The sequence below is a fragment of the Flavonifractor sp. DFI.6.63 genome, from assembly GCF_024462255.1.
In the GTDB taxonomy this organism is placed as follows: Bacteria; Bacillota; Clostridia; order Oscillospirales; family Oscillospiraceae; genus Lawsonibacter_A; species Lawsonibacter_A hominis.
The window spans coordinates 41036-52325 of the sequence record NZ_JANGBE010000026.1 but is presented as its reverse complement, the minus strand read 5'-3'; the positions used below and the strand labels follow the sequence as shown (position 1 = coordinate 52325).

The 11290-nt window shown below is 62.8% G+C and carries 9 protein-coding genes; 8 read left to right on the top strand and 1 reads right to left on the bottom strand.

Annotation, left to right across the window (positions count from 1 at the left end; genetic code table 11):
• The first annotated feature begins 139 nt into the window (after positions 1-139).
• The 8 genes from NE547_RS13100 (at position 140) to lysA (ending at position 9941) form a co-directional block, all read left to right on the top strand.
• Positions 140-979 (top strand): aldose 1-epimerase family protein, encoded by an 840-nt coding sequence (locus NE547_RS13100; protein ID WP_256176138.1) that lies wholly within the window; start codon positions 140-142, stop codon positions 977-979.
• Between the two features lie 166 nt (positions 980-1145).
• Positions 1146-1586, top strand: a complete 441-nt coding sequence (locus NE547_RS13095) for a dipicolinate synthase subunit A N-terminal domain-containing protein (RefSeq protein WP_256176137.1) — start codon at positions 1146-1148, stop codon at positions 1584-1586.
• Positions 1587-1628: 42 nt separating this feature from the next.
• A complete protein-coding gene (locus tag NE547_RS13090; protein ID WP_256176136.1) occupies positions 1629-3224 on the top strand; it encodes a recombinase family protein in 1596 nt (531 codons plus the stop codon).
• Positions 3225-3283: 59 nt separating this feature from the next.
• Entirely contained in the window at positions 3284-5095 is a 1812-nt protein-coding gene (locus tag NE547_RS13085; RefSeq protein WP_186908234.1) for a sigma-54-dependent Fis family transcriptional regulator, read from the top strand.
• 270 nt (positions 5096-5365) lie between these two features.
• Positions 5366-6205, top strand: coding sequence for a diaminopimelate epimerase (gene dapF, locus NE547_RS13080; RefSeq protein ID WP_186908235.1), 840 nt, complete (start codon positions 5366-5368; stop codon positions 6203-6205).
• A gap of 125 nt (positions 6206-6330) precedes the next feature.
• Positions 6331-7194: a stalk domain-containing protein gene (locus NE547_RS13075; protein WP_256176135.1), complete on the top strand. Its 864-nt coding sequence runs from the start codon at positions 6331-6333 to the stop codon at positions 7192-7194.
• A 46-nt stretch (positions 7195-7240) separates the two neighbouring features.
• Entirely contained in the window at positions 7241-8515 is a 1275-nt protein-coding gene (locus NE547_RS13070) for a dicarboxylate/amino acid:cation symporter (protein ID WP_256176134.1), read from the top strand.
• A gap of 124 nt (positions 8516-8639) precedes the next feature.
• Positions 8640-9941: a diaminopimelate decarboxylase gene (gene lysA, locus NE547_RS13065; RefSeq protein ID WP_256176133.1), complete on the top strand. Its 1302-nt coding sequence runs from the start codon at positions 8640-8642 to the stop codon at positions 9939-9941.
• 139 nt (positions 9942-10080) lie between these two features.
• On the opposite strand, the gene NE547_RS13060 is transcribed toward lysA, so the two are convergent.
• Entirely contained in the window at positions 10081-11250 is a 1170-nt protein-coding gene (locus tag NE547_RS13060; RefSeq protein WP_186908239.1) for a MalY/PatB family protein, read from the bottom strand.
• Between the last annotated feature and the right edge of the window lie 40 nt (positions 11251-11290).

The following is an 11290-nucleotide window of genomic DNA, read 5'->3' as shown; positions in this document are numbered from 1 at the left end:
GTGTCCCTCAGGGACCAAATCTTCTATCGTCACCATGTGCAGCTTCAGTTGCATTCCCATCCCCCTCTCCGCTCTTTTTTCATTATATCATATTTCCAGTGATACGCGGGCTTTGTCAACAGCCCCATATCGCGCCCAGGTGGATACGATGGGAGGAGAACTCATATCCTGCCGGGACGGACAGGGACTGGAATACATCTGGCAGGGGGACGCCGCCGTCTGGCCGGGCCGCAACCCGCTGCTGTTCCCGATCGTGGGTGCTCTGGCGGACGCAACGGTCTGCTTCGCGGGCAGGGCATACCATATGCAGCGCCATGGTTTTGCCCGGCGGCAGGAGTTTGCGGTGACCGGGCGCGGGGAAAACTGGGCGGAGCTGGAGCTGCGGGACAGCCCCGAGACCCGGGCGGCCTATCCCTACCCCTTCCGCCTGCGGGTGCGGCAGACGCTGGGCGAGGGCGGCTTTACCACTGCGGTCACGGTGGAGAACCCCGGACCGGCGGAGCTGCCCTTCTGCCTGGGGGCGCATACCGGCTTTCGCTGCCCCCTGCTGCCGGGAGAACGGTTTGAAGACTATGAGCTGGTCTTTGCACAGCCCGAGACCTGCCCCGCCCTGATCCCGAAGGGAGGGCGCCTGGATCGGGGCCGCACCGCGCCCGGTCTGGAGAATGCCCGGGTCCTGCCCCTGCGGTACGAGACGTTCGATGCGCTGGACACTCTGGTGTTCGAGGGGCTGCGCTCCCGGTCGGTCACCCTGCGGCACCGGACGGCGGGGCGGGGCGTGCGCGTGGACTTTTCCGGCTTTCCGGTGCTGGCCCTGTGGACCATGCCGGACAAACACGCCCCATACCTGTGCATCGAGCCCTGGCACGGCTGCCCCCACATGGAGGGGGAGGGGACGGAATTCACCGATAAGGCGTACTGCATCCGACTGGCGCCGGGAGCGGCGCGGACCCTGTCCTACCGGGTGGCGCTGCTCTGAACGGGGGGGGCGGATCTCGCGCCGGGCCCTGGCCGTCATGCATCCCCCTTGTCGAAAAAGGCCTTTTTCGACAAGCTCAGGCGGACCCGCAAGGGCCCGCCTTTCCTGCACCCTTTTCGGGCGCGGGAATAGGATGAAACAGTCACGGATATCGGAGGGGAGTGCCATGAGAAACGAATTGAATCTATGGGTGATCGGAGGCGACATGCGCCAGGCCAAGCTGGCCGAGCTGCTGGCCGACGACGGTCACACGGTGCACGCCTTTGCGCTGGAGCAGCTGGGCAGGCTTCCCGGCGTGCTGCCGGAGGAGAGCCTGGAGGGCGTGGCGCTGGCCGACTGCGTGGTGCTGCCCCTGCCGGTGGCAGGGGAGGGCACCCTGCTGAATGCGCCGCTTGCCGCAGGACGCCACCCCCTGGCCCTGGTACTGGACGCGCTGCGGCCGGGGCAGGTGATCTGCGCCGGAATGGTCTCGCCCCAGACGGCCTCTATGGCTGCGGACCGGGGGCTGACCCTTCACGACTATTTCCGGCGGGAGGAACTGGCGGTAGCCAACGCGGTGCCCACCGCAGCAGTGATAGGACACAGGCGGGGGCGCATATCCTCTTAGTGCCGGTCAGGCGGCGGAAAAGAAGAAAGGGGGGGAGGGCCCATGGGTCCGGCGGAACGGGGAAAACGCAGGGGCGGCGGCGCCCTGCGGGTGGCGGCCTACTGCCGGGTCTCCACAGAGAAGGAGGATCAGCTCAATTCTCTGTCTGCCCAGCGGCAATTTTTTCAGCGTTACATTACGGAGCATCCGCAGTGGTCGCTTGTGGACGTGTTCGCGGATGAGGGACTGTCCGGGACCTCGGTCCGGCGCCGGCTCCGGTTTGCGGAGATGATCCGGCGGGCGATGGACGGGGAAATCGACCTGATCCTGACCAAAGAGGTCTCGCGCTTTGCCCGCAATACGGTGGACGCGCTCCAGGTCACCCGGCAGCTCAAGGAGAAGGGGGTGGGCGTGCTTTTTCTCAACGACAACATCGACACACGGGAAAACGACGGGGAATTCCGGCTGACCATCATGGCCAGCGTGGCCCAGGAGGAGAGCCGAAAGGTGTCGGAGCGGACCCGGTGGGGACAGCTCCAGGCCATGAAGCGGGGCGTGGCCTTCGGCAACGACTCGCTGTACGGCTATACGCTCCGGGCGGGACGGCTTACCATCCGGCCGGAGCAGGCGGAGGTGGTCCGGACCGTCTACCGCAGCTTCCTGGAGGAGGGCAAGGGGGCCCACGCCATCGCGCGGGCGCTGACGGAGGCCGGGGTCCGCCCCCCGCTCCGGGCCGGCGGAGCGTGGTCCGCCACGATGGTGCTGCGCATGCTGCGCAACGAAAAATACTGCGGCGACCTGCTGCAGAAAAAGTACCGGACCACCGACTATCTGACCCACCGCAAGGTCCCCAACGACGGGACGGAAGCGCAGTTCTGCCTGCGGGACCACCACGAGGCCATCGTCAGCCGGACGCAGTTCGAGGCCGTGCAGGCGGAGCTGGCCCGGCGGGCGGGCCTGGCGGCGGACAAGGGCAGGTTTTCCGCCCGCTACTGGTATTCCGGGAAGATCCGCTGCGGGGCCTGCGGAAAAAGCTTTACCCTGAAGCGGACGCGCCGGGCGGACGGGACGGAATACCAGCGTTTTGTCTGCCGGGGGCGATTGGAGGGCGGGCATGCCTGCCGGATGCGGGCGGTGCCCGCGCAGGACCTTCTTGCCTGTGCCCGCGGGGTGCTGCGGGCAATTGGCCTGGACGGCCGGGCCGTCACGGAGGAGCTGGTGCGGGCGCTGGAGCGGCCGCAGCCGGACGCCGCCGGCGGGGCGGAGCCGATCCGCAGGGCCTTGCAGCGCAGGACGGAGCGAAAGGAACGGGCCCTGGAGGCATTCCTGGACGGCGACCTTGCCGGCGGCGATATGCGCCGCATGGTGGAGCGGTACGAGGAGGAGATGAAACAGCTGCAGGAGCAGCTGGAGCGGCTGGAGCAACAGGGGGCGGACGCTGAAGAGACCGGGGCGGAGCGCCGGGCCCGGGTGGCGGAGCTGGCGGAGCGGGAGCTGGCGGGCTCGGACGCGGTCCTGGACGAGGCGATCCGGCGCATCACGGTTTATCCGGAGCAGCTTCTCGTTGAGGTGGCGGAGCTGCCCGTCGTCTTTCGGGTCTGTACCGGAGGGGGCGTTCCGGCGGGGGACGGCCCGCCGCAGGATACTGCTTGCAAATAATAATCAGACATTGTAAGATAAAGAACACAAAACGCGGATATGGGAAAGGAGCGTGCCGGATGGATCTGCTGCAAAGTGTTATGAATTCCTCCTCCCACGCAATGTTTACGCTGGACCGGGAGGGGATCATCACACACATCAACCGGCAGGCAAAAAACCGGTTTGGACTGTTCAATCACAGCCAGTATTCCCATGCGGCCGGGCGGCTGGAGCCGGGGGACCTGGTGATCGTGGCGGACAGCGCCATCGGCGCCGACGATGGGAATCTGCGTCCCGCCGATCTGGAACGCCTGGGCATTCAGGATAGGAAGATCCGCTCCGGCGATATGTTTGTGGCCATCGGCGCTTTTGACCTGCCTGGGAGCAAGCCGGCCTATAAATTCCTGCCCGGCAGGGATGCGGACGTCCTGCGCCTGGAGTCGGTCCATCAAGGGACCGCGGTCCGGGCGTCCATCGGCAACCGGATCGCTTTGGCGGCGGTGGGAGAGACCGAATACGTCATCCGCTATTTTCGCTCCATCGGACAGATTGTGGTGATCGACGGCAAGACGGGGCAGGTGAAATTTTGGCAGGAAAACGGCTACTCCGCCCGAAGGGAGGGCGTGGGCAACCTGCTGCGGGGCGGGGCGTACATCGCAAAGAGCCCCGACTTCGAGATCAAGGTCGAGGGCTATCATTTTCGGGAATTTTTTGAGGGCGAACGCTTTGAACGCCATCTGGCACAGGTGATGAGCGGCCAGGTGCCGCAGTACGAGGATATGGAGTACGAGATCAACGGCTTTGAGCTGATCGCCTCCATCCTGCCGGTGCCCGGCGGCGCGCTGCCGGAGAGCGTGATCGTGAAGTTCCGGAACATTGAGGATATCCGGGTCACGATCATGGAGCGAAACAACGCCATCAAGTCCGCAGAGCGGAAATACCGGGAGACGGAGCGCAGCGTGCGGCCGGATGAAAACGCCTTTGCCGCGCTGTTCGGCATCGGCACCGCCACGGCCTCGGCCCGGCACCATGCCTATAAGCTCTCCCAGCTGGACTGCAACGTGCTCATCACCGGCGAGAGCGGTACGGGGAAATCCTTCCTGGCCCGGGCGATCCACCAGGCGCAGCCCCGCAAGGGGCCCTTCGTCACCGTGGACTGCTCCACCATTGCGCCGACCCTGTTTGAAAGCGAGATGTTCGGTTATGTGGGCGGCGCGTTTACCGGCGCCAGTCCCAAGGGAAAGGCCGGATTCTTTGAGGAGGCCGACGGGGGCACCATTTTTCTGGACGAGATCGGCGAGATCCCGCTGAATATCCAGGCCAAGCTGCTCAACGTGATCCAGAACAAGGTGGTCTGCCGGGTGGGCTCCACCAAGATGGTGCCGGTGGACGTGCGCATCCTGGCCGCCACCAACCGCAATCTGAAGGAGGATGTGGCCGCCGGGCGCTTCCGCCAGGACCTGTACTACCGGCTCAGCGCCTTTTCTCTGGAGCTGCCGCCCCTGCGCAGCTGTCCGGAGGACATCTGCTTTATCATCGACAACCTGATGGAAAAGATCCAGCAGAAATACGGTGTGACCAGAAAGAATTTGTCCGGCGAGGCCTTCAGCAAGCTGATCGCCTATGATTGGCCCGGCAACATCCGCGAGCTGGAAAACGTGCTGGAGAGCGCCGTAGCCCTGTCCGAGTCGGACATCATCTACGCCGAGCAGATCCGCCTGGAGAGCGAGCCGGTGCGAATGGGGCTGAAGGAGCGGCTGAAGATCGAAGAAGAAAAGATCATCCGGCAGACGCTGGCCCAGTGCGGCGGCAGCCGGAGCCGGGCCATGGAGCAGCTGGGGCTGTCCAAAACGGTGTTCTATGGAAAATTGAAGGAATACCAGATCGAATGAGCCGAGACGCTGTCAAAGAGAAAGAGGTTCTGATTTCGGGAAAAGGAGTCCCGAAATCAGAACCTTTTTTGTGGGGCGAAAGGGACGTGCCGGCGTTATCCGGGGGCGAGACGACAGGAAGCGGCCTGGAGATGGGCGATATAGACAAAAGGCAGGGCAGGCCATTTGCTCTTTCAGACAAAAATAAGCGGCATGCGGAGCTTGGCAGAGAATTTGCACATAGAATGGGCAGAAGCCGACGGGGTCGGAACGAAAGGAGCGTGTCATTCCATGCAGTTTTGGAAAATGAACGGGGCGGGCAATGATTTTATCATCATCGACAATATCCGGGAGCAGATCCCCGTGGAGCGGTTCGGGGACCTGGCCAGGCTTCTGTGCGAGCGGCATCTGTCGATTGGCGCCGACGGACTGATGGTGGTGGAGCCGGCCCGGGGGGACGCCGACTACCGGATGCTGTTTTACAACTCGGACGGCAGCCTGGGCGAGATGTGCGGCAACGGCGCCCGCTGTATCTGCCGCTACGGCTATGAAAACCGCCTGGCCGGCGAGGTGCAGCGGGTCGAGACCACCGCAGGCCTGGTCACCGGCCGCAGGATCGACCGGCGGCGGTATCAGATCCGCCTCAACGATCCCACGACCGTCAGGCTGAATGCGCCCATCGAGGTGGACGGGACGGTCTATGACTGCGCCTATGTGGAGCTGGGGAACCCGGGCCTTCCCCATGCGGCAGTCCCGATTTCCGGACTCAGGGCGTATCCGGACCGGGCGCTGTTCGACCTGGGCCGGCGGATGCGGTATCACCCCGCGTTTCCCAAGGGCGCGAACGTAAACTTTTATGAGGTCACCGGACCCGACCAGGTCTATGAGCGCACCTACGAGCGGGGCGTGGAGGATTTTACCTACGCCTGCGGTACCGGCACCGGTTCGGTGGTCACGGTGCTGACGCTCCAGGGCAAGGTCAGCGGGACGGGGGTCCGCGTAACGATGCCCGGGGGCGAGCTCATCGTGGATATCGACCGCCGGGGGAACGAGATCGAAAACCTGCTGCTGACCGGGCCCACCAATATTGTGGCCAAGGGCGAGGTCACCGACGAGGAGCTGTGCGATTAAAGTGTATGTAGGTCCGTAAGGACGTTACATAAAAAGAACGCGCCGCAGGGTTGTCTGGGTACCGGGAGAGTGCCCCCCGGTTTTCGTTCAGCTGTGTGGTAAAAAAGAAATGGAGGAGTTCTATCATGAAGCGTTTTCTAAAAAAAGTTGGATCAGCAGCTATCATCGCATGTATGGCACTTGGAATGATGGCCACCGCATTGGCCGTATCCGGCACCGTGAGCAAGGACCTTTACTTCAACAACATCAAGGTCTCTTTGGACGGAAAGATGGTGGATCTCAAGGATGCAAACGGAATGGCCGTCGAGCCCTTTGCCATCGACGGCACGACGTACCTCCCCGTGCGCGCGGTGAGCGATGCCGCCGGCCTTGACGTTGAATGGGACCAGAAAAATCAGCAGGTCAAACTGTCCACGGGTACCGAAGGCATGACCACTCCCGCCATTTCGTCCTGCATCCTGGTCAAACCCCACGCGGACGGGGCGCCCGAGGCGACGGTCACTCTGTATGAAAACGACGGGAATTTCTGGAAGCAGGTCCTGACCACCGACGAGGCCTTCGTGGGCCGCAACGGCACCACGAGCGACAAGCACGAGGGCGACGGCTGCACGCCCCGGGGCATCTATACGCTGGGCCAGGCCTTCGGCGTGGCGGACGACCCCGGCAGCACCCGCGATTACCTGAAACTGACCGAGGATGAGTACTGGGTGGACGACCCCGAGAGCGAGTATTACAACCAGCTGGTCCGGGCCAGCGAGACCGGCGGCGTGGTCTGGGACAGCGCCGAGCACCTGATCGGCGAGACGGTGGCTTACGAGTACGCCGTCGCCATCGATTACAACAACTCCTGCACGCCCGGCAGCGGCTCCGCGATCTTCTTCCACTGCAGCACCGGAAACGGGACGGCGGGCTGCGTGTCCGTGCCCCGCGACGTGATGGTGAAGATTCTTCAGACGCTCAAGGATGATACGCTTATCATCATCATGTAAGGCCCACTTATTACCCAAAATATTCTTTTGAGAGGTAGAGAATGTAATGAGTAACAAAGTAACACTCGACAAAAACTCCGTCAGAAAGAACTATGCTTTTCTGGCGCTGATGTTGGGCGGCATGGTCTTGGGCTGTATCGTGGGCTGGTTTGCTCCCGACTTCGGCCATACGATTAAGCCCTTGGGTACTGTGTTCATCAACATGATGTTCTGCGTGGTGGTACCCCTGGTGTTTGCCTCGATCGCCGGATCTATCGCTAACATGAGGAGCCGTGGCCGCGCGGGGAAGATCATGGGCACCACCGTGGCCACCTTTATCGTTACCGGCGCGATCGCCGCCGTCATCATGTTTGTGCTGATGAAGATATTTCCCCCGGTCCTGGAGCCTTGGCAGAACATGACCTCTGAGCAAATTGGCGAGTACGCCTCTATTTCCGACATGCTCGTGAACTTCTTCACGGCTTCCGACTTCGTAGGTCTGCTGAGCCGCAAGGCCATGCTGCCCCTGATTGTATTCTCCATCCTGTTCGGCTTCGCCACGAACATGGCTGGCGGCCCCGACAGCCTGGTAGGCCAGTGGCTGTCGTCCCTGTCCGATGTTATGATGAAATTCATCAACATCATCACCAAGTACGCCCCCATCGCCTTCTTCGCCATTTTCGCCGATCTGGTCGCTACCTATGGCTCCTCCGTTACCACTGCCTATGGACGCGCCATGGCGGTATACTATCCGCTGTGCTTCATCTACATCTTCACGGCCTTCCCCCTGTTCGCCTGGTTCGGCGGCGGCAGACACGGCATCAAGACCATGTTTAAGCACATCGCCCGGCCCGCCATCGTCTCCCTGGGCACCTGTTCCTCCGTGGCTACCATCCCCACCAACGTGGAGGAAGCCCGCGAGACCGGTATCGACGAGGATGTCGCCAACATGGTCTGCCCCCTGGGCGCTACCATGCACATGGACGGCTCCTGCTTCTCCTGTGTGCTGAAGATCGCCTTCGTGCTGGGGGCGCTGGGGCAGCCCTTTCACTGGAGTATGCTGCCCTTGGTCGTGGGCGTTGCGGTCTTGTCCTCCGTGGGCATGTCCGGCGTGCCCGGCGGCGGCTACATTGGCGAATACATCATCGCATCTATCTTTTTCCCCGCTCAGATCGATGTGGCCTTCCCCATCCTGGTGGCCATCGGGAATCTGGTCGATCCTCCCGCCACGATGATCAACTCCGCTGGCGACTATGTCGTCTGCTACATCGTCTCCCGCTTTAATGATGGAAAGGACTGGCTGGACAGGGCCATCGCCAAGAAGACCTCCGCTGGCAAGTAACACTGATATTCTTGTTTCCTCCCTCTCCCCAGCGAGAGCGGGGCGCGGGGCCGCAGCGCGCCGCGCCCCGGCTCCCCCTCCCCCACACACTATTGAATGGAACCGAAAGAAAAGGAAGAACCATATGATCTGTGATAATATTACCGTTTCCGAAAGTGGACGCCTGCTTTTTGCCGGGCAGGACACGGTGGAGCTGGCCCGGCAGTACGGCACCCCCCTGTACCTGATGGACGAGGACAAGATCCGTGAGAACTGCCGGGTCTACGCCGCCGCGTTCCAAAAGCATTTCGGCGACCGCGCCCGTCCCCTGTACGCCAGCAAGGCAAATTCCTTCAAGCGCATCTACGAGATCATGAAGGAAGAACAGATGGGCATCGACGTGGTGTCCTCCGGCGAGATCTACACCGCCCTTCAGGCGGGCTACGACCTCAGCCGCGCCTACTTTCACAGCAACAACAAGACCGATGAGGACATCCGCTACAGCATGGAAAACGGCATCGGTTATTTCGTGGCCGACAATGTGGAGGAGATCCGCGCCATCGAAGCCGAGGCGGCCCGCCGGGGCGTTCGGCAAAAGGTGCTGCTGCGTCTGACTCCGGGGATTGATCCCCACACCTACGAGGCCATCGCCACCGGCAAGGTGGACTCCAAATTCGGCAGCGCCATCGAGACCGGCCAGGCGGAAGAGATCACCGCCTTTACGCTGCAGCAGCCCCATGTGGAGCTGGTGGGCTTCCACTGCCATGTGGGCTCCCAGGTGTTTGCCGAGGACGTGTTTGAGCGCGCCGCCGTCATCATGCTGGAATTCGTGGCCGCCATGAAGAACAAGTACGGCTACATGGCCCAGCAGCTGGATCTGGGCGGCGGCTACGGCGTACGCTATGTGGAATCCGACCCCGATCTGGATGTGGACACCAAGGTGGGCGAGGTGGCCGCCGCCATCCGGCAGGCCTGCGCCCGGCTGGAGATCGACCTGCCGGAGATCCATATGGAGCCCGGCCGCAGCATCGTGGGCGCGGCGGGCATGACCCTGTACACCGCGGGAACCGTCAAAAAGATCCCTGGGTACAAGAACTACGTGTCGGTCGACGGCGGCATGCCCGACAACCCCCGCTTCGCCCTGTACGGAGCCAGCTACACCTGCCTGCTGGCCAACAAGATGAACGAGCCGGCCGGCTTTGAATGCTCGGTGGTGGGCCGCTGCTGCGAGAGCGGCGATATCATCCAGGAGCACGTGATGCTGCCCGCCAGCGTGGGCCGGGGAGATATCGTGGCCGTGTGTACCACCGGCGCCTACAACTACTCCATGGCCTCCAACTATAACCGCCTGCCCCGTCCGCCCATTGTCATGCTCCGGGGCGGCGGCGAGCACTATGTGGCGGTACGCCGGGAGTCCCTGGAGGACCTGTGTCGAAACGATCGATAGCATTCCGCCCGAAACCCGTAAAACGCGCCCGCCGGAGATCCGGCGGGCGCGTCAGTTTGTCGAAAAGCCCCTCAGAGGTTCGCCGCCGCAGCGGAAAAACCGGAACCGTGTTCCGCCGCGGCAGGCGCGTGCGCGCTCCTTACAAAGCGTTCACGGCCGCCTCCAGCTGAGTCATGGCCTGTTTCAGCACGCTTCTGGGACAGGCGGCGTTGAGCCGCATGAAGCCGTTCAGGCTCCGGCCGAAGCTGCTGCCGTCGTTGAGCCCCAGACCGGCCTTATGGATCATAAAGTCATGCAGCTCCCCATTGCTCAGGCCCAGCGCCCGGCAGTCCAGCCACATGAGGTAGGTGGCGTCGGGAGCCCAGGTTTTGATTTTCGGAATGCGCCGGGCGCAAAAGCCGGCTACAAAGTCCAGGTTGGCGCTCAGATAGGGGAGCAGCTGCTCCAGCCACTCCTCGCCGCCGGTGAAGGCGGCTTCCATGGCGGTGAGGGAGAAGGCGTTGTTGCGGTGGATGTCCATGTTCTGCCAGTAGCGGTCAAACACCTGCTTCATGTGGGCGTTGGGGAAGACCACGGTGCTGGCCTGGAGTCCGGCCAGATTGAAGGTCTTGGTGCCCGAAATGCCGGTGACCGCAAACCGGGCGATCTCCGGGGACAGGGCGGCCACAGGGGTGTGCCGTTTGCCGTGGAAGACCAGGTCGGAGTGAATTTCGTCGGAGAACAGCACCACATGGTGCTTCATGCACAGCCGGGCCATGCGCTCCAGCTCCTCGGGGGTCCAGACGATGCCCAGCGGGTTGTGGGGGCTGCACAGGAGAAACAGGTCGGACTGCTCCAGCTTGGCCTCAAAGTCCGCCCAATCCACGCACCAGCGCCCGGCCCGCTCGGCAAAGGGGCTCTCCACCACCCGGCGGCCCCAGGCCTCGGTCATGTCATAGAACTCGGAGTAAACGGGGGTCTGGATCAATACGCTGCCGCCCTCGGGGGTGAAGAGCTTTACCATGGCGCTGATGGACTGCACCACGCCCGGGCTGAAGCTCATGAGGTCCGGGTCGATGTCCCAGCCGTGGCGGCGCTTCTGCCAGCTGCGGATGGCCTCAAAATAGCTGTCCGGGCGGGCGGTGTAGCCCCAGATGCCCTCCTGGGCCCGGGCGGACAGGGCGTCGATGATGGGTTGAGCGGTCTTGAAGTCCATGTCCGCAATCCACAGGGGGATCACATCGGCGGTGCCAAATTTTTTGGCCCGTTCATCGTACTTGGCGGCGTGGTTTTGGGAGCGGTCTACGATTTGGTCGAAATCATACTGCATGGTGGGTCCATCCTTTCTGTTTGTGTTCTGGTATGCCATC

Coding starts and splice junctions, on each gene's coding strand:
- NE547_RS13090 (WP_256176136.1), top strand. CDS start 1,629: ATGGGTCCGGCGGAACGGGGAAAACGCAGGGGCGGCGGCGCCCTGCGG.
- NE547_RS13085 (WP_186908234.1), top strand. CDS start 3,284: ATGGATCTGCTGCAAAGTGTTATGAATTCCTCCTCCCACGCAATGTTT.
- NE547_RS13095 (WP_256176137.1), top strand. CDS start 1,146: ATGAGAAACGAATTGAATCTATGGGTGATCGGAGGCGACATGCGCCAG.
- NE547_RS13070 (WP_256176134.1), top strand. CDS start 7,241: ATGAGTAACAAAGTAACACTCGACAAAAACTCCGTCAGAAAGAACTAT.
- NE547_RS13075 (WP_256176135.1), top strand. CDS start 6,331: ATGAAGCGTTTTCTAAAAAAAGTTGGATCAGCAGCTATCATCGCATGT.
- dapF (WP_186908235.1), top strand. CDS start 5,366: ATGCAGTTTTGGAAAATGAACGGGGCGGGCAATGATTTTATCATCATC.
- NE547_RS13060 (WP_186908239.1), bottom strand. CDS start 11,250: ATGCAGTATGATTTCGACCAAATCGTAGACCGCTCCCAAAACCACGCC.
- lysA (WP_256176133.1), top strand. CDS start 8,640: ATGATCTGTGATAATATTACCGTTTCCGAAAGTGGACGCCTGCTTTTT.